Consider the following 17,348-nt stretch of genomic DNA (forward strand, 5'->3'; position numbering starts at 1 on the left):
GGCTCACCGGAAGGTGACGTCGGACTCCTCGTAGAGACAGTTCACTCCGTCGGGTCCGGCGTCGAGCTTCGCCGGCTCGCCTGAGGTCACCCCCTCGAACTTCTGGCAGGGCACGACGTCCCGGCCCGCGTCGCCGACCACGGTGACACCGCTCAGCCGGGCGGTGTCACCGAAGTTGCCGTTGACGCCGACCAGTTCGCCGCCGGGCGCGGTGGCCGTGACGTCCTCCAGCACCACGTCCCGACGGAACTGCTCACCGCAGTCGCCGCAGGAGCGCACCAGTTCCCCGAAACCGGCCACGGCGAAGTCGCGCACGGTCAACGTGCCCGCCCCGTCGAACCGGAACACCGTGCCCGCCGCGTCGGCGGCGCCGCCGCCGCTGACGGTGTACACCGCGTCCGCGGACGTGCCGAGGAAAGCGGCCGCGTTCTCGCCCACGTCCTCCCAGTACACGTTCTGCAGGGTGCAACTGCCCAGGCAGCGCACGCCGCCGGCGGCGGAAGCACCCAGGACGACGTTCTTCAGGACGGCGCCGTCCGCCAGCTCGAACAGCGGCTTTCGGCCCTTCCCCCGACCGTCCCCGCCCAGGGCGCCCGCTCCGGTGAACCGGGTCCACGCGCCGTCCACGACGCCGGTGATCCGCCGGGTCGCGGTCAGCCGCTGCTCGCCCGAGGCCCGCGGTACGGCGAGGACGTGGGCGCCGGCCGGTTCGGCGGCCGTCCCCGGTTCGCCGCTCGCGAGGGCGGCCTGCGCCGCCAGCGTGACCGCGAGGACGCCGGCCGCGGCGGCGGCGATCAGCGGGGTGCGGTTCTGACGCCTGCGGTGACCGGAGTGGGGAGAGTGAGCTGTCACGTGAGCACCGCGCCTTTCGATGAACCGTCGGAGAGCCATACGCGTGCGGTCGCGGGCGCGTTCACCGCCCGGCCCGCCCCAGGAAGCCCCCGTGGAGCCCTCCGACACCCCGTGCGGCGCGGCGGACGCTCCCCGGGACCCGCCCCGTACGCTGTGGCGAATGTCGTCCTCCCGCCTCCGGCGCGTCGCCGTCCTCGTGCTCGACGGAGCGAAGCCCCTCGACGTAGGCATCCCGGCGCAGGTCTTCACGACCCGCGCGAGCATGCCGTACGAGGTCCGGGTCTGCGGGGCGGCGCCCGGCCCGGTGAGCGGCGGCGACGGACTGTCGTACCACGTCGCCCACGGCCTGGAGGCGCTCGAGTGGGCCGACGTCGTCTTCATCCCCGGCTACCGCTTCCCGGACCGCGACGACCCGCCGAAGGCCGTCGTCGGCGCGCTGATCGCCGCCCACGCCCGCGGCGCTCGGCTCGCCGCCATCTCGACCGGCGCCTTCGCGCTCGCCGCCACCGGTCTGCTCGACGGCCGCCGTGCCACCACGCACTGGCACTACGCCCGGGCCCTCGCGGCGAGGCACCCGCGCGTCAGGGTCGACGAGAACGTCCTCTTCGTCGACGAGGGCAGTGTCCTCACCTCGGCCGGCGCCGCCTCCGGCATCGACCTCTGCCTGCACGTCCTGCGCCGCGACCTCGGGGTGGCGGCCTCCAACCACGCGGCCCGGCGGCTGGTCGCCGCCCCCTACCGCAGCGGCGGCCAGGCGCAGTACGTGCCCCGCAGCGTGCCGGAGCCGCTGGGCGAGCGGTTCGCTGCCACCCGCGAGTGGGCGCTGCACCGGCTCGACGAGCCGCTGACCCTGGAGGCGATGGCCCGTCACGCGGCGGTGTCCGAGCGCACCTTCTCGCGCCGCTTCGTCGAGGACACCGGGTACACGCCGATGCAGTGGATCATGCGTGCCCGTATCGACGCGGCCCGTGAGCTGCTCGAGCGCTCCGAGCGCGGGGTCGAGCAGATCGCGAACGACGTCGGCCTCGGCACGGGCGCGAACCTGCGGACGCACTTCCAGCAGATCCTGGGCACCACGCCGAGCGAATACCGGCGCACCTTCACCCGCGGCGAGTAGCGGCGGACCGGGCCGTCCGCGCGCCTGGCGGGATCCTTTCGAACCATGGCGCTCACGCCGTGGTCGGCGCCGCCCGCCCCGCGCGAGGCTGGTGGCGAACCGAAGGGACACCACTCATGACTCGCATCGCCGTCAACGGATTCGGCCGCATCGGACGCAACGTGCTGCGTGCGCTCCTCGAACGCGACAGCGACCTCGAGATCGTCGCCGTCAACGACCTCACCGAGCCCACCGCCCTCGCGCGGCTGCTGGCCTTCGACTCCACCTCGGGTCGGCTCGGCCGCCCGGTCACCGTGGAGGACGGCGCCCTCGTCGTCGACGGCCGTCGCATCAAGGTGCTCGCCGAGCGCGAGCCGGCGCAGCTGCCGTGGGCCGAACTCGACGTCGACATCGTGCTGGAGGCGACCGGCCGCTTCACCTCTGCCAAGGCCGCCCGCGCCCACCTCGACGCGGGCGCGCGCAAGGTGCTCGTCAGCGCGCCCTCGGACGGCGCCGACGTCACCCTCGCCTACGGCGTCAACACCGACGCCTACGACCCCGAGCTGCACACGATCGTCTCGAACGCGTCCTGCACCACCAACGCGCTCGCCCCGCTGGCCGCCGTCCTCGACGGTCTCGCCGGCATCGAGCACGGCTTCATGACGACCGTGCACGCGTACACGCAGGAGCAGAACCTCCAGGACGGCCCGCACCGCGACCCGCGCCGCGCCCGTGCCGCCGGCGTGAACATCGTTCCGACCACGACGGGCGCCGCCAAGGCGATCGGGCTCGTGCTGCCGAACCTCGACGGCAAGCTGTCCGGCGACTCGATCCGGGTGCCGGTACCGGTGGGGTCGATCGTCGAGCTGAACACCACCGTCGCCCGCGAGGTGACGCGCGACGAGGTGCTGGCGGCCTACCGCACCGCGGCCGAGGGTCCGCTGGCCGGCGTCCTCGAGTACTCGCAGGACGCGCTGGTGTCGTCCGACATCACCGGCAACCCGGCGTCGTCGATCTTCGACTCGGCCCTCACCCGCGTCGACGGCCGCCACGTCAAGGTGGTCGCCTGGTACGACAACGAGTGGGGGTTCTCGAACCGCGTGATCGACACCCTCGAACTCCTCGCCGCCCGCTGACCTGCGACGGCCGGACCGAGCCCCAGGCCGAGCCCCAGGCCGAGCGCTGGACCGGGCGCCGGATCGCCGGGTCGGGACGCCGTAGGACGGCCCGGGTCGGTCCGGCCCAAAGCGGTCCGGTCCCGGTCAGCCGCCCTGGAGGGTCTGGCCGGGGCTGCGCAGGTAGGTCTCGCGGTAGAGCGCGGCGAAGCGGCCCGGGTGGTGGAAGCCCCAGCGGGCCGCGATGCCGGTGACCGTCGCCCCTTCCTGCGGGGCTGCGGCCTGCAGGTCCCGGTGGGCGTGGGACAGCCGGACGCCACGCACATACGCCAGCGGGGTGCTGTCCAGGTGGCGCCGGAAGGCGTACTGGAGGGCGCGGACGGTGACGTGCGCCGCCGCGGCGATGTCGGCGACGGTGATCGGCTGGTCGGCGTGGTCGTCGATGTACGCCAGCGCGCGGCGCAGCATGTCCGGATGGGCGTCTCGCCGGTCCGTGGCCGTGGGGTCGGTCAGCGCCGTGTTGGGGAACGCGGCGAGCACGCTCGCGGCCAGGTGCTGGGACGCCGTCGACGCGACCAGCGGCTGCTCGGCGAGCGCCGGATCGGCCAGGATGTGGTCGCGTACGTAGGAGATCGTGTCCCGCAGCCGTCTGCCCGCGTCGGCGGAGTGCGGCCGGTGCCCGGTCAGCCGGACGGGCTCGCTGACCGCCGTTCCCGCGGTGGACGCCACCTGGGTCAGCAGATCGGTGTCCAGCATGGTGATGTTGTAGCGGGCACCGCAGATGCGGCCCGCGTAGGACTGTGTCGGCGGCGCGAAGGAGACCACGTCCCCGGGGCCGAAGGAGTCCTCCACCCCCGGGTAGACGTGGTCGCGGATCGTGCCCTCGTGGACCACGCACAGACAGATCCGGCCCAGGGGCGTGACGGCGTAGCTCATGTCGAAGTCGAGGTCGAGCTCGTCGACGGTGACCGGGCCGAGGTCACCGCGGCTGATCCGCGCCCTGCTGGTCTCCGGGGTGCTGCTGCCGATGCGCATGGTGGCGTAGGCGCGACTGAGGAAGTCCTCGGTCAGCTCGAGGTCGTCACTGTCGAACGTGAGCGTGTGCATGCGCCCGGATCCCCTCGCCGCGGAGCGATCTGCCCCTCTCGGACTGCATCTGCCCCGCGTTCGGTTCCGGATGCCTGTGGGGGGCTCGTGGAGGGTGTGTTTTTTTCGTTGTGCGGATCGTCGTCTCCCATCTCGTTCGTTTACGGGATCGCGCGGGGGCGGTCCCGGCGCCCAGGCTGGTGACGACGTCACGCTCGCGGACGCGGACGTCACGATGACGCAGGCGTTCGTCTGCGGACAGGCGGCTGTCGGGGGCTGAGGAGGAGAGCGACCTCGTATGTCGGAAAACGACGAACTCGTCCGGAGAGTGGCCGCGCTCGAGCAAGAGGTGGAGCAGCTCCGGCATGCCCTGACCTCGCACGCCGTCATCGATCAGGCGATCGGTGTGGTCGCGGCGCTGTGCCGGCTTCCCTCGCAGGAGAGCTGGGACGTGCTGAAGCAGGTCTCCCAGCACACCAACATCAAGCTGCGCGAGGTCGCGCAACTCGTGCTGCGCTGGGTGGAGTGCGGCCGCCTGCCCGACGAGATCCGCCCCGTGATGCGCGCCGCGGTGGTCCGCACCCGGGAGCGCACCAGGGCCGGCGGCGCGCTCGGCGAGGCGGGGGCAGCCGCGCCCGAGCAGCCCTTCGTCCGCCGGGGGTGAGCCGTCGCCCCTGCGGACCCGGGCTGTCTCTGACATCCTCGGCCGTGTCCGCCGGACCTGGCCGGCAGGTGTCCGGCCGGCCCGTGGCGGTCCGGGGCGAGCTGCGGGAGGCGGCGGGGCGATGGGCGACAAGGGAGCCGGCGCAAGGGGAGCGGGCGCAAGGGGAGCGGGCGAAAAGGGGACGGCCGTGGCGGGCGCTGCCGCGCTGGTGGTGCGGCGCAGGCCGACGACGCAGGCCAGGGCCGCCGTCCTGGTGCTGCACGGCGGCCGGGAGCACAGCCGCAGGACGTCGAAGGCCTGGCATCCGGCCGCCCTGCGCATGCGTCCCGTCCTGCGGGCCGCGGCCGCGTCCACGGACCGCCGGGACGTCCTCGTCGGCGAGGTGCGCTACCGGTACCAGGGCTGGAACGCCACCGCGGACCCGGTGGACGACGCGGCACGGGCCCTCGACGAGACACGGCGCCTCGCCGGTGATGTGCCCGTGACCCTGGTCGGCCACTCGATGGGCGGCCGGGCCGCGCTGCGCGCGGCCGCCGACCCGGCGGTGCACGCTGTGCTTGCGCTGGCACCGTGGTGTCCGCCCGGCGAACCCGTCGCCCACCTCGCCGGGACCCGGGTCGTCGTCCTGCACGGCGACCGCGACCGGGTCACCGACCCCGCAGCGTCCGCGGAGTACGTGCGGCGGGCCCGACAGGCGGGCGCGCAGGCCGGTCTGGTCCTTGTCCGCGGGGGAGACCACGCGATGCTCCGGCGCGGCGCCGACTGGCACCGTGCGACGGCCGCGGTCGTCGCGCAGCTGCTGCGGGCGCAGTCGGCGCCCGTAGCCCTCGAAGGCCTGGCCGGACGGGCCTGCGCGGCGGAGAACCCCCTGCTCTGGTGACGCCGGACGCGCCCGGCGCCCGGACCCGCACGACCCTCCGAGGAGCCCCGCGTCACGCGCACCGCGGCGCATCGGGGACAATACGATGATGTCGCCGCTCGGCGGTTCCGCTGCCGGGCCGTCAGGCGACTGCCCGTAAGCGCCGGTTCGACCCGAAAGAAGAGCCTCCTCGGTGACCCCCGTCTTCGACGACACCCCGATCTACCACCGCCTCGTCAGCGAACGAGGTGATGTGCCCGCGCAGGTGCGCGGCGAGGCCGAACGCATCCGCCGCGAACTGGACCGGGTCATGAGCGCGCCGTCCTCCTTCACGCCGGGCCTGCCCGCGCAGCGGTCGTTCTTCTCCTGACTCCGTGAGGATCCGTCAGACGCCGGAAGGGCGGCGGTGCTTGAGGGACGGCCCGTTGTCAGTGGTGTGATGAAGGATGCCTCCGGAGAGAGATCAACTCCGGCTCGGCCGGGTAGGCGGTCTCCAGTCCCCGTCCAGGAAAGGTCACCGATGATGCCGACCACCGCCAATCGCCGGCCAGCCGCGGCACGACGTCTGCCCCTCCCGGACGAGCGCGGTGCGGGGAGCGTCGTGCGGAAGGCTCCCTCCCGCCCCACGGAACCGCTGAGCCGTGCCGGAGCCGACATCCTGCGCATCGTCTCCGATCCGCGCACCCCCGTCTTCGTCACCGAGCACGCGAACGGCCGGCGCACCTACGGCTACTGGCGGCCGTTGGACGCGGGCAGTGGCCGGGGAGGCTGCTACGTCGCCCTGTCCCGCGCCGAGTGCGACGCGCTGCACGGGGCCGGACGCATCACGCTCGGCGAGCCCGTCGCGGATCCGGCGAAGACGACCTACCGGGTCCGGCCGGCCCGCACCGCGCCCGCGGCCGCCCGGACCGCGTCCGTCCCCGTTCGCACCCCGGTCGGCCAGGCGACGCGAGGCCTCAGCGTGGCGCCGGCGGCACGGTGTGCGTGAAGCGGCGACCGGCCGGCCTGTTCGACCCGTTCGGGGGTAGGACTGAGCCGAGAAGACGAACGACGTCGACGGACCCCACGGGAGCAGAGCGATGAGCCTCATCCAGCGCATCAAGACGTTCGCCCGCAGCCCTCAGGGGCAGCGCACGATCGAGCAGGCGCGGCGTGCCGCGTCCGACCCGCGCCGCCGCGCCCAGGCCCGCGGCCTCCTCGCCCGGCTGCGCACCCGCCGCTGACGCCTCCTCACGGCCGCGCCGGACGACGTCGCTCCGCGCGCCGGACGCCGCCGTGACCGTCCGACGCAGTGAGGCAGCCGCCCTCACACACGGGAGCTGCCGCGGAGGTCGGCGCGAGGCGGCCGACGACCGCCGCTTTGTGCTGCAAAGCGGCTGGGGGAGCGCCCCGCGGCCGGCAGCGCTCGCGTCGCGCTGAAGGGAGCGCGCACGCAGGGCATGGTGGAGTCATGATCGAGCTCGCCGTGCTCTTCGCCGTCCTCGGGGCCGCCAGCAACGCGGTGGGCACGGCGTTCCAGCGCAAGGCCGCCTCCACCGTGGACCAGGGCGGCGGGGTACGCCTGCTGCTGGCCCTCGTACGGCGGCCCGCCTGGGCGATCGGGATCGCCGGCGTGGCCGGCGCGGCGCTGTTCCAGGCACTGGCGCTCGTCAACGGGCCCATGGCGCTCGTCCAGCCCGTGTTCATCCTCGAGCTCCCGTTCGCCCTGCTGGTGGCGGCGCCCCTGCTGCACCGGCGGCTGTCGGCCGACGGCTGGACGGCGGTCGGCGCGGTGGTGGGCGGACTGGCCCTCCTGCTGGCCGCGGCGGCCCCTTCGGGCACGCGCGAACAGGCGGCCATGGCCCGGTGGGTCCCGGTCCTGGTGATCGCCCTGGGAGTGATGGCCGGCGCGGTCCTGCTCGCCCGCTCCTCGTCCTCCCGGCTGTTCCGGGCCGCCGCGCTGGCCTCGGCCGCCGCGGTCGGCAACGCGCTGACCGCCGCCCTGCTGAAGTCGGCTACGGGCCGCCTCGCCGACGACGGCCTGCCCGCCTTTCTCGGGGCCTGGCAGACGTACGGCTTCGCCCTCACCGGCATCGCCTCCGTCCTCCTCCTGGAGAACGCCCTCCAGGCAGGTCCCCTCACCGCCTCCCAGCCGGCGCTGACCATCGGCGACGCCTCGGTGAGCCTCGTGCTGGGCGTCGCCCTGTTCGGCGAACGGATCCGCACGGGCTGGTGGCTGATCCCCCAGGTGCTCGGCGCGCTCGTCCTCCTCTGGGGCGTCCTGCGGCTGGCGCGTGTGGTGCCCCGGCCGGCCGAGGTCGTGCGGTGAGCCGCCCCGCACGGCGCGAGGCAGCCGCTGCGGGACTGCGGCGGGAGAGCGAAGGGAGGCGCGGCGACCGGACGCCGGCTCTCGCCGACGCTGCTGGAGACGTCGTGGGAGGCGCTGGAGAAGGGGGTGACGCGTGAAGCGGCGAAGGGCTCGTGGAGACAGCCGAGTCGGTGGGATGGCGGTGTCCGTGGCATGAGACATCGGGTAGCTTGCCGACGAGTGACGTACGGGACCGGGCGAGCGCGCGCAGCCCGCCGCCGCGGAGGGGGCGGGCCGGTGATGCCGAGGCCCGCGAGCCGGAGGGTCGGGGAACGGGATGCCTGACGGGTGGGAGTGGGACAGCTCACTGTTCCGGGGCAGCGCGGCCCACTACGAGCGCGGCCGACTCCCGTACGCTCCGGGCCTCGCCCGGACCGTCGTCGACGCCCTCGGTCTGGACGGCCGGGGCAGACTCCTCGACGTGGGCTGCGGCCCGGGCACCGTCCTGCTCGCCCTCGCGCGCCACTTCACCGAGGCGGTGGGCGTCGACCCGGACGAGGACATGCTGGCCGAGGCCGACCGCCGGGCCGGCCGTCACGGCGTCACCGCCCGCTGGGTGGCCGCCCGTGCCGAGGACCTGCCGGCGGGTCTCGGGGAGTTCCGGGCGGTGGTGTTCGCCCAGTCCTTCCACTGGACCGACCGTGACCGCGTCGCCGCCACGGTGCTGCGGATGCTGGAGCCGGGAGGGTTCTTCGTCCACGTCAGCGACCACAAGAAGCCGTCCCCCGATCCGACGCCACTGCCGTCGCCCGCGCCCCCGTACGACCTGATCGCCGCCCTCGTGCGCCGACACCTCGGCCCGGTGCGCCGCGCCGGACGCGGAGTGCTCGTGAACGGCACGCCGAACCGGGAGGACCTCGTCATGGCCCGGGCCGGGTTCGTGGACTTCCGGCGGCATGTCGTGCCCGCCGGGGGAGTGGTCGAGCGCACCGCGGACGACATCGTGGCGTGGGCGTTCTCCCGCTCCGATTCCGCGCCCCATCTGTTCGGCGACCGGCTGGGCGACTTCGAGCGGGACCTGCGCGCCCTGCTGCGGCGGGCGGGGCGCGGCGGCCGCTTCGCCGAACGCCTCCCGGCCACGGAGGTCATGACCTGGCGGACACCCCGCTGACCCCACCGGCGAGCGGTGGGCGGCAGGCCGCGGGCACGGCGCCCGGACGCGTCCGTGTCACTCCGGGAAGGCCACCGCGTCCTTCTGCAGACGCACGGCCGCCAGCAGGCTCAGGTCCGGTTCCGCCTTGCGCAGCGCTCTTACGGCCGAGACCGAGGCGAGGTCACCGGTGAAGCCGGCCGAGGCGAGCCGGGAGCGGACCCAACGGGCCCGCATCTGACCGTCGGTGGCGGCGGCGGTGGACTCGACCAGGGCGGCGGCGCGTTCCAAGCCGGGACGCTCTTCGGGCGAGGCCTCGGCGAGCGCCTGCCGAAGGGCGGCCGCGACCAGGTCCGAGTCCCGGACGGTCAGTACGGCGTCGTGTTTCCTGCTGAGTCCCGCGAGTCCCGTCATGTCGGTCATCGTGGCCGCCGAGTCCCGCTCCTGCCAAGCGACTTGAGCAGCCTCAGAGGAAGCAGTCCCGCACCGGGCGCCCCGTTGCCACCCGGTCGGCGAGTCCGCCACCGTGACCTGCCCGGGAGCGTGCCCGGAGCCCTCACATGCCCCGGAGCAAGGTCGCGGGCGCATCGAGAACCGAGAGGGCGTGAGAGGCCCGAGTGTGACATCGGCGGGCCGGAAAGTGATCCACCTTCCAGGCGCGCCGTGCACCCGACCCGATCGGGCACAGGATGTCGGGTCCGCCGGAGTGCGGCACGCCTAGCGTGGTGATCACGAAAAGGAAGGGGACCGGCGTGCTGGAGCGGCTCAACCAGGCCATGGACCACATCGAGAGCCATCTCGACCAGGTCGTCGACGTGGCGGTGCTGGCGCGCACCGCGGCCACCTCGGAGTACCACCTGCGCCGGATGTTCTCCGCGCTGGCGGGCATGCCGTTGTCGGAGTACGTCCGGCGCCGGCGAATGACGGTCGCGGGCGCCGACGTGCTCGCGGGGCGCGAGCCGCTGCTGGCGATCGCGGTCCGCTACGGCTACGGCTCGGGCGAGGCGTTCGCGCGGGCGTTCCGAGCCGTGCACGGCGTCGGCCCGGGCGAGGCCCGGCGCACCGGGGCCGCGCTCGTCTCCCAGCCCCGGTTGACCTTCCGTCTCACCGTCGAAGGGAGCAGCAGCATGCGCTATCGCGTGGTGGACAGGCCGGACTTCACCGTCGTCGGATTCAAGGCCCGGGTGCCACTGGTGCACTCGGGGCCCAACCAGGCGATCATCGACCTCGTGCGGGGGATCGACCCGGGCGTCCTGGAGGACCTGCGGACCCTCGCGGACCAGGAGCCGCTCGATGTCGTCGCGGTCTGCGACGACCTGGACCCGAGCCGCGCCGAGGGCACCGAACTCGACTACTACCACGGGGTGATCACGTCGGCGCAAGCACCCGAGGGGACCGCCCGGCTGGATGTCCCGGCCGGTGCATGGGCGGTGTTCACCGCCTCCGGACCGGTGCCGGAGGCCATCCAGGTCCTGTGGCGGGACGTGTTCACCGAGTGGTTCCCCGCCAACCCCTACCGCAGCCGCCCCGGCCCCGAGATCCTGCGCACCCGTCTGTCGGCGGACGGGACCGAGGCCGAGGCCGAGCTGTGGCTTCCGGTGGAACGCGAAGGGGGCTGAACCGCCGGCGCGCCAGGGCGCGCCGACCGCCGCGGCGGGGAGCCGCCTCAGCCCGCCGCCTCAGCCGGTCGCCCCCGGACCCGGTGCCTCAGCCCGCCTCCTCAGCCGGTCGCCCCCGGACCCGGTGCCCCAGCCCGCCTCCTCAGCCGGTCGCCCCCGGACCCGGTGCCCCAGCCCGGCGCCTCAGCCGGTCGCCCTCGCGACGAGCTCGGTGATGCGGGCCTCGGTGGCGGCGTCCAGCTTCGTCAGGGCGTACGCCGTGGGCCACATGGCGTCGTCGTCGAGGTCCGCCTGGTCGCTGAAGCCGAGGGTGGCGTACCGGGTCTTGAACTTCTGCGCGCTCTGGAAGAAGCACACGACCTTGCCGTTCCTGGCGTAGGCGGGCATGCCGTACCACAGCTTGGGCGCCAGGTCCGGGGCGGCCGCCGTGACGATCCGGTGCAGCCCTTCGGCGAGGACGCGGTCGGCGTCCGGCATGTCGGCGATCTTCGCCAGCACGTCCTTCTGGCCGTCCGCCTCGGCGGTGCGCGGGCTGCGTCGCGCGGTCGTCTTGAGGTCCCGGGCGTGCTCCTTCATGGCGGCGCGCTCCTCGGCCGTGAACCCGTCGAACTTCTCGGGGGCGGCGCTGTCGGCGGCGGACTGCTGGGTGTTCGTCATCTCGGATCTCCTCAGTCGACGGGCCATCAGATCGTGTGCACAGAGGGGTACTTAGGGGCTGCTGGGCGATCGCACGGGGCGGTCAGGCCAGCCAGTGGCCGTCGCGCATGAGGTCGCGGCCGGCCAGCTCGTCCGCCTCGCGCCAGCTCTGGACACGGCGGGGGGTGACGCGGAACCAGCGGTAGGGCGTGGTGAGGGTGCGCGGGTCGAAGCCGGTGCGTTCGGCGAACCGGTCGCCCTGCCGCGGCGGCAGGGCGTCGACGCCGAGGACCTCGGCCTCGCCCTCGATCATGCAGACGTCACGGGTGAGTCCGAGGGCCAGCCGGGCGATCCGGGAGGCTGCCAGGTTCCGGCCGGTCGGGCTGTCCGCCGGGGTAGCCATGAGCAGCGTGCGGCCGTCCCAGTCGAAGGAGAGCGGCACGAGGTGGGGCGTGCCGTCGGGAGAGGCGCTGGCCACCCAGACGTCGACGTCGTGGGCGAGCCGGTACTCGGTGTCGCGGCGGCGCACGGCGCGGGGGCGGGGGGCGGCCCCCGTGGGCCCGGGCTGCGGGTTTGTGGCTTCGGACGCCGGTGCTGACGATCCGCTCATGGTCCCTCCTGTGGTCGGCGGTGTGGTCGGGAGCGGCGCCGTGGTGTCCCTGCCGGGGCTCGAACGCCGTGGTCACAGACTCTCCCGAGCGCTGTGGCCGCCGCGTCCGTGCTCACCACGGAAAGCACCACGGAAAGCAGTCCGGGAGGGACCGCGGACAGCACCGCGGACAGGACTTGGCAAGCGCTGCGGACAGGACTGCGGAACGCACTGCGTACAGGACTGCGGAGAGGACTCGCACCTCCCGGGGCCTCGGGGCAGCCGCCGCGGATAATGTCCCGGTGTCCACTCCAGAGATCTCGGCCCGGGAAGCGGAGGTGCTCGCGCTGCTCGGCGAGCACCTCACCAACGCGGAGATCTCCGCGCAGTTGTTCATCTCGGTACGCACGGTGGAGTCCCACGTCTCCGCGCTGCTGCGCAAGCTCCGGGCTCCGGACCGGCGCACCCTGTCCCGCCGTGCGGCCGACCTCGCCCGCGCCGGGCGGACGCGCCCGGCGCCGGCACTGCCGACGCCCCTGACGGCGTTCGTGGGCCGGACGCGGGAGCGCGCCGACCTCGCCGAAGCCGTGAAGACGCGCCGGCTGGTGACCGCGGTCGGGCCGGGCGGGGTGGGCAAGACCCGGCTCGCGCTGGCGGTCGCGGCGCAGACGGCCGGCGACTTCCCCGACGGCGTGTGGTTCGTGGATCTCGCCCCGGTCACCGACCCCGGACGGGTGGGCGCGGCGGTCGCGGCGACGATGGGCACGGGCGAGCAGCCGGCCCGGGGCGTCGACGAGACGGTGCTCGCCGCGCTGACCGGCCATCGGGCCCTGCTGGTGCTGGACAACTGCGAGCAGATCATCGAGGGCGTGGCCCCGTTCCTGGAGCGGCTGCTGACGGCCTGCCCGGGAGTGCAGGTGCTCGCGACGAGCCGCGCCCGGATGCTGGTGCCGTTCGAGTGGGCCTTCGAGGTGCCGCCGCTGTCCTGGGCGGACGGCGCGGAGTCGGAGGCCGTGGCGCTCTTCGTCGACCGGGCGGCGGCGGCCGGCCGCGCTCCGGACGCCGCGGCGCGCGAGGGCGTCGCGGCCCTCTGCGCCGGCCTCGACGGGATGGCGCTGGCCGTCGAACTGGCGGCCGCGCGGTATCCCGCCCTGGGGCTGGAGGGCCTCACGGCCGGTCTCACCGACCAGTTGCGCATGCTCGCCGGAGGGCCGCGTGCGCACGACCGGCACCGCTCGGTGGGGGCGGTGCTGGACTGGAGCCACGACCTGCTCGAGCCGTGGGACCGGGCGCTGTTGCGCCGGATCTCGGTGTTCGCGGCGCCGTTCACGGCCGAGGCGGCGGCCGCGGTGGCCGCCTTCGCGCCGCTGGACCCGGCCGCGGTCGCCGACGGCCTCGGCCGACTCGCCGAGCAGAGTCTGCTGACCGCGACGCCGACCTCGGCAGGCGTCCGGTACCGGGCCCTGGAGACCGTCCGCCAGTACGGGACCCGGCGACTGGCCGACGCCGACGAACGGGCGGACGTCCGCTCCCGCCACCTCGACTGGTGCCTCGCCGCCGCGTCCGCCCTGGAGGACGCCCAACGGGCCGACGCCTCGGCGGAGTTCGCGGAGTTCGCGGCCCAGGGCCGCTGGGCACGGTTCGACGGGACGGCTGACGACCTGCGGACCGCACTGGCCTGGGCGGCCGGCAGTCCGGAGCGCCGCGAGGACGCCCGTCGTCTCGCACTGGCCCTGGCGGGCCTGGCCTTCGCCCGCACCCTGGTCGGCGAGGCCCAGCAGTGCTTCGAGCAGGCGGCCGCGTTCGCCGACACCGCGGGCGATCCGGCCGGCGCCGCGGCCGCACTGCGCCGGGCTGCCGGGGTGGCAGGCTGCCGCCGGCTCGGCGACGACATGTTCCGGCTGCACCGTGCCGCGGCGGACGCGGCCCGCCGGGCCGGCGACACGACGGCGGCCGGCCGTGACCTGGCGGCCGCCGCCACCGTCGCGTACCGCTTCTCCAGCACGTTCGAACAGGTTCCCACCGTGCAGGAGGCGGCCTGCCTGCTCGCGGAGGCGCGTGAACTGTCCCGCGACGCAGGCCCGGCGGCCGGGGCCGCGGTGGCGCTGGCCGAGGCGGCGGTGGTGGCGGACGCCTTCGGCGCGGTCCAGGGCGGCACGGACAACACCGCGCACGAGACGGTCGGACACGCCGAGCGGGCCGTGGAACTGGCCCGGCGGGCGAACGACCCGGTGGCCGAGTCCGCGGCCCTCGACGCGCTCTCCGGCGCTCACAGCTGGGCGGGCCGGCCGTTCGGGGCGGCGGACGCCGCCCGCCGCCGCATCGACGTGCTGACCGCGGCGCGGCGCACGCCCGCCGCCGCGCACGAGCGCATGGACGCCCTCGCGATGGCGTCCGCGACCGCACTCGGGGTGGGCGAGCTGGAACAGGCCCGGCGATGGGGCCGGCAGCTCGCCGGTCACCCGCTGCTGGCCGAGGCCGGCCATCACGCCGTCTCCTGGCTGCTGGTCGCGGACGCCCTCGCGGGCGCGGCCGACGACGTGCTCGCGGGCGGCGCGCGCTTCCTCGACGCGTGGGAGCGCGGCGGCCGGCCGCGGTCGTTCTCGCTCGGCCCGGCCGCCGCGTCCGTCGCGATGGTCCACGGGCTGCGCGGCGATCACGAGGCCAGGACGGCGTGGCTCGCGATCGTCCAGGAAGCCGGTCACGAGTCCGAGCACCGCCACGGCTACGGCGCCGTCTTCGACGCGACGGTGTCCCTCCACCACGGGGCGGCCGAGGCGGCCCTGGAGCGGGTGGCGCCGCCGCCGGACCGGGTGTGGAAGTGGGTCACCTGGGTGTGGCTGCACTGGTACGCGGCGGTGCGGGCGGAGGCGTCGACGCTGGCCGGACACCCGGACGCGCGCGAGCGGATCGGGGCCGCCCGCGGCCTGGTCGCCGGCAACCCCGTCGCCACGGCCCAACTGGACCGCTGCGAAGCGCTGTTGGACGGTGACCGGGCGCGACTGCTCACCGTCGCAGCGGCGTTCGAGGCGGCGGGCAGCCGATATCAGGCGGCCCGGACCCTGCTGCTCGCCGGGGACGCGCACGCGACCGCGGGCGGGGCGTCCCTCGCCGGTCTCGGCCTCGCACCTCGCGCCGGCTGAGCACCGGTTCCCGTTACGCCGTTCAGAAATGCTGAACACCGCTCCGCGGCAACGCCGTTCGAAAAGGAGAGGCGGCCGGCCCGGGGCTTTTGACAGGATGTCCGGGCTCCTCGTCCCCGGGAAAGGACCCGCAGACCGTGCCTCGTGCCGTCACCCTGATCCGCTCCGCCGCCCTGTCCGACGTCGCCGAGTACGCGTACGCGGCCACGGCGCCCGCGGAGTCACGTCTGATCTTCCTCGCCGGCGCGTGCCCCCTGAACGAGGACGGCTCCACGGCGGCGGTCGGGGACTACGCCGGCCAGGCTCGCAAGGCCGTCGAGAACATGCGGACGGCGCTCGCCGCCTCCGGTGCGTCGCTCCACGACGTCATCAGCACCCGGGTGCTCGTGGCGTCGGCCCGGCAGGAGGACCTCGTGACGGCCTGGGAGGTGGTCCGGGACGCGTTCGCCGACCATGACGTCCCGAGCACCCTGATGGGTGTCACCGTGCTCGGCTACCACGACCAACTCGTCGAGATCGAGGCCGTCGCCGCAGTGCTCGACGCCTGAGCTGCGGCGACCGCGCCGTGCGTTGTCCCGGCGCATGCTGCGGGCCCGGGCCGGCTTCGCAGCCGACCGGGACCAGGGCCGGCCCGCGCTCACCGCGGGCTCCGTACCGGTGAAGGTCCGGGCAGTTCCGCAGGACCGCCTGACCGACGACGCCCGGTCCCCGGCGCGCGGCATATGGCGGGACGTGCGGTTCGGCCTGCTGCGCTGACGACGTACCGGGCCCTGTGCTCGTCTCCCGGCGGGGCGGGGCGGGGCGGGGCGGGGCCCGCGGGCCGCTTTCGTCAGCCGCCCGGCGTGCCCAGCCAGGCGGCGATGCCGTTCAGGGCGCCCGCGCCGTGGTCCGACTCGACCTCGGCCGCGAGGTCGGCCACGCTGACGGCCCGCAGGGCCTCGCGGCGCGCGGCCTCGGCCGCGGCCATGGCGCGCGAGATCGCGCAAGGGGTCGTGCAGGCCTCGGCGGGAGTGGCCATCGGGCCGCGTTGGCGGATCTCCGTGCACACGAAGGCGGGGCCGGGGCCGTCCACGGCGTCCACCACATCGAGGACGGTGATCATCTCAGGGGGGCGGGTGAGGGCGTATCCCCCCGATTTGCCCTGCACGGAGTGGATCAGACCGGCCCGGGAGAGGGTCTGGAGCTGCTTGGCGAGGTAGGTGGGGGAGACGTCGTGCAACTGGGCGAGACGGGCGGCAGGGACCGGCTCGTGCACCGAGGTCAGCACGACACAGCAGTGCAGCGCCCACTCGACCCCGCCCGACATCTTCACGCGACTCACCTTACCCAGGCCCTTGACTCGGACATTCGATGTCCGAGTATTATCCCGGATAAGGGATGTCCGAGAAAGGGGCGGTTGCCCCCGAGGCGGGTGAGCCGTACGGACACGCGCAGGGCGACGAAGGGAACGGCCATGAAGATCGTGGTGGTGGGCGGTACCGGCCTGATCGGCTCACAGGTGGTCCGGCGGCTGAAGGAGCTGGGGCACGAGGCGACGGCTGCCGCGCAGTCGACCGGCGTGAACGTCATCACGGGAGTCGGCCTCGACGAGGCGCTCGCCGGCGCGGAGACGGTCGTCGACCTGACCAACTCGCCGACCTTCGACGAGGCGTCGCCCGCCTTCTTCCGGACGTCGATGGACAACCTGCTGGAGGCGGCCCGCACGGCCGGCGTCGGCCATGTGGTCGTCCTGTCCATCGTCGGCGTGGACCAGGTGCCCGAGCTGGACTACTACCGGGCGAAGGTGCTCCAGGAGGAACTCCTCGAGGCCGGCCGCATCCCGTACTCCATCGTGCGGGCCACGCAGTTCATGGAGTTCGTCGACGCGGTCCTGTCCTGGACCACGGACGGCGACACCGTCAGGCTGCCGCGCACGCCGATCCAGCCCATCGCCGCCGCGGACGTGGCCGCCGCCGTCGCCGAGGCGGCCGCCGGCACGCCCCTCGAGGGCGTCCGCGACATCGGCGGTCCCGAGGTCTTCACCCTCGACGAACTCGGACGCGTGACCATCGCCGCCAAGGGGGACGGGCGTCAGGTCGTCGTGGACGACGCCGCGGGCATGTTCGGCGTGGTCAAGGGCGATGTGCTCACCGCGCCCGACGGCGCCCGGATCGCCCCCACGCGCTACCGGGACTGGCTGGCGTCCGCGCGCTGAGCCGGTCGGAGTCGCCTGCGGGAAACGGCTCGGGCGGCGCCCGCGCGAGGAGCGCGGG

At 74.6% G+C, this 17,348-nt stretch carries 20 protein-coding genes; 14 read left to right on the forward strand and 6 right to left on the reverse strand.

Translation table 11 applies throughout. The features are described 5' to 3' along the window. Positions 1-3: 3 nt before the first annotated feature. Entirely contained in the window at positions 4-852 is an 849-nt protein-coding gene (locus ACN6LD_RS24040; RefSeq protein ID WP_445044226.1) for a pectate lyase, read from the reverse strand. 160 nt (positions 853-1,012) lie between these two features. Between ACN6LD_RS24040 and ACN6LD_RS24045 the strand changes: the two genes are divergently transcribed. Both ACN6LD_RS24045 and gap read left to right on the forward strand, forming a co-directional pair. Further along, positions 1,013-1,969 (forward strand): GlxA family transcriptional regulator, encoded by a 957-nt coding sequence (locus ACN6LD_RS24045; protein ID WP_319187716.1) that lies wholly within the window; start codon positions 1,013-1,015, stop codon positions 1,967-1,969. 116 nt (positions 1,970-2,085) lie between these two features. After that, entirely contained in the window at positions 2,086-3,084 is a 999-nt protein-coding gene (gene gap, locus ACN6LD_RS24050) for a type I glyceraldehyde-3-phosphate dehydrogenase (RefSeq protein WP_319187714.1), read from the forward strand. 126 nt (positions 3,085-3,210) lie between these two features. Here gap and ACN6LD_RS24055 read toward each other — a convergent pair whose 3' ends face one another. Beyond that, on the reverse strand, positions 3,211-4,170 hold the full coding sequence (locus ACN6LD_RS24055; protein ID WP_445044227.1) for a helix-turn-helix transcriptional regulator: 960 nt from the start codon (positions 4,168-4,170) through the stop codon (positions 3,211-3,213). 277 nt (positions 4,171-4,447) lie between these two features. On the opposite strand from ACN6LD_RS24055, the gene ACN6LD_RS24060 reads away from it, so the two are divergent. The 7 genes from ACN6LD_RS24060 to ACN6LD_RS24090 all read left to right on the forward strand — a co-directional run bounded on the left by ACN6LD_RS24060 (position 4,448) and on the right by ACN6LD_RS24090 (position 9,130). Next, the gene (locus tag ACN6LD_RS24060; protein WP_445044228.1) at positions 4,448-4,813 is read left to right on the forward strand and encodes an ANTAR domain-containing protein; all 366 of its coding nucleotides are present in this window, start codon (positions 4,448-4,450) and stop codon (positions 4,811-4,813) included. Between the two features lie 187 nt (positions 4,814-5,000). After that, complete coding sequence (locus ACN6LD_RS24065; protein WP_445044229.1) at positions 5,001-5,693, forward strand: alpha/beta hydrolase; 693 nt, start codon at positions 5,001-5,003, stop codon at positions 5,691-5,693. 172 nt (positions 5,694-5,865) lie between these two features. Further along, positions 5,866-6,042: a hypothetical protein gene (locus ACN6LD_RS24070; protein ID WP_319187706.1), complete on the forward strand. Its 177-nt coding sequence runs from the start codon at positions 5,866-5,868 to the stop codon at positions 6,040-6,042. A 231-nt stretch (positions 6,043-6,273) separates the two neighbouring features. Continuing rightward, the gene (locus tag ACN6LD_RS24075; RefSeq protein ID WP_445044230.1) at positions 6,274-6,660 is read left to right on the forward strand and encodes a hypothetical protein; all 387 of its coding nucleotides are present in this window, start codon (positions 6,274-6,276) and stop codon (positions 6,658-6,660) included. Between the two features lie 91 nt (positions 6,661-6,751). After that, positions 6,752-6,895, forward strand: a complete 144-nt coding sequence (locus ACN6LD_RS24080; protein WP_319187703.1) for a hypothetical protein — start codon at positions 6,752-6,754, stop codon at positions 6,893-6,895. Between the two features lie 227 nt (positions 6,896-7,122). Next, entirely contained in the window at positions 7,123-7,980 is an 858-nt protein-coding gene (locus tag ACN6LD_RS24085) for a DMT family transporter (protein ID WP_445044231.1), read from the forward strand. A gap of 316 nt (positions 7,981-8,296) precedes the next feature. After that, positions 8,297-9,130: a class I SAM-dependent methyltransferase gene (locus ACN6LD_RS24090; RefSeq protein ID WP_319187699.1), complete on the forward strand. Its 834-nt coding sequence runs from the start codon at positions 8,297-8,299 to the stop codon at positions 9,128-9,130. 57 nt (positions 9,131-9,187) lie between these two features. On the opposite strand, the gene ACN6LD_RS24095 is transcribed toward ACN6LD_RS24090, so the two are convergent. Beyond that, a complete protein-coding gene (locus tag ACN6LD_RS24095; protein WP_445044232.1) occupies positions 9,188-9,523 on the reverse strand; it encodes a hypothetical protein in 336 nt (111 codons plus the stop codon). 338 nt (positions 9,524-9,861) lie between these two features. Between ACN6LD_RS24095 and ACN6LD_RS24100 the strand changes: the two genes are divergently transcribed. Beyond that, a complete protein-coding gene (locus ACN6LD_RS24100) occupies positions 9,862-10,728 on the forward strand; it encodes an AraC family transcriptional regulator (RefSeq protein ID WP_445044241.1) in 867 nt (288 codons plus the stop codon). A 183-nt stretch (positions 10,729-10,911) separates the two neighbouring features. Here ACN6LD_RS24100 and ACN6LD_RS24105 read toward each other — a convergent pair whose 3' ends face one another. Together ACN6LD_RS24105 and ACN6LD_RS24110 are read right to left on the reverse strand one after the other, a co-directional pair. Then, positions 10,912-11,385: an iron chaperone gene (locus ACN6LD_RS24105; RefSeq protein ID WP_445044233.1), complete on the reverse strand. Its 474-nt coding sequence runs from the start codon at positions 11,383-11,385 to the stop codon at positions 10,912-10,914. Positions 11,386-11,467: 82 nt separating this feature from the next. Then, complete coding sequence (locus tag ACN6LD_RS24110; RefSeq protein ID WP_319187693.1) at positions 11,468-11,974, reverse strand: pyridoxamine 5'-phosphate oxidase family protein; 507 nt, start codon at positions 11,972-11,974, stop codon at positions 11,468-11,470. 281 nt (positions 11,975-12,255) lie between these two features. On the opposite strand from ACN6LD_RS24110, the gene ACN6LD_RS24115 reads away from it, so the two are divergent. The 3 genes from ACN6LD_RS24115 (at position 12,256) to ACN6LD_RS24125 (ending at position 15,852) form a co-directional block, all read left to right on the forward strand. Beyond that, positions 12,256-15,096 carry an ATP-binding protein gene (locus ACN6LD_RS24115; protein WP_445044234.1) on the forward strand — a complete coding sequence of 947 codons (2,841 nt, stop codon included), beginning with the start codon at positions 12,256-12,258 and terminating at the stop codon, positions 15,094-15,096. Between the two features lie 137 nt (positions 15,097-15,233). Beyond that, a complete protein-coding gene (locus tag ACN6LD_RS24120; RefSeq protein WP_445044235.1) occupies positions 15,234-15,644 on the forward strand; it encodes a RidA family protein in 411 nt (136 codons plus the stop codon). 34 nt (positions 15,645-15,678) lie between these two features. Further along, entirely contained in the window at positions 15,679-15,852 is a 174-nt protein-coding gene (locus ACN6LD_RS24125) for a hypothetical protein (RefSeq protein ID WP_445044236.1), read from the forward strand. A 73-nt stretch (positions 15,853-15,925) separates the two neighbouring features. Here the strand turns inward: ACN6LD_RS24125 and ACN6LD_RS24130 are convergent, their stop codons facing one another. After that, entirely contained in the window at positions 15,926-16,402 is a 477-nt protein-coding gene (locus ACN6LD_RS24130) for an RrF2 family transcriptional regulator (protein ID WP_319187727.1), read from the reverse strand. Positions 16,403-16,549: 147 nt separating this feature from the next. Between ACN6LD_RS24130 and ACN6LD_RS24135 the strand changes: the two genes are divergently transcribed. Then, complete coding sequence (locus ACN6LD_RS24135; RefSeq protein ID WP_445044237.1) at positions 16,550-17,290, forward strand: SDR family oxidoreductase; 741 nt, start codon at positions 16,550-16,552, stop codon at positions 17,288-17,290. Positions 17,291-17,348: the final 58 nt, after the last annotated feature.

This window comes from Streptomyces sp. SAS_272, from assembly GCF_052543235.1.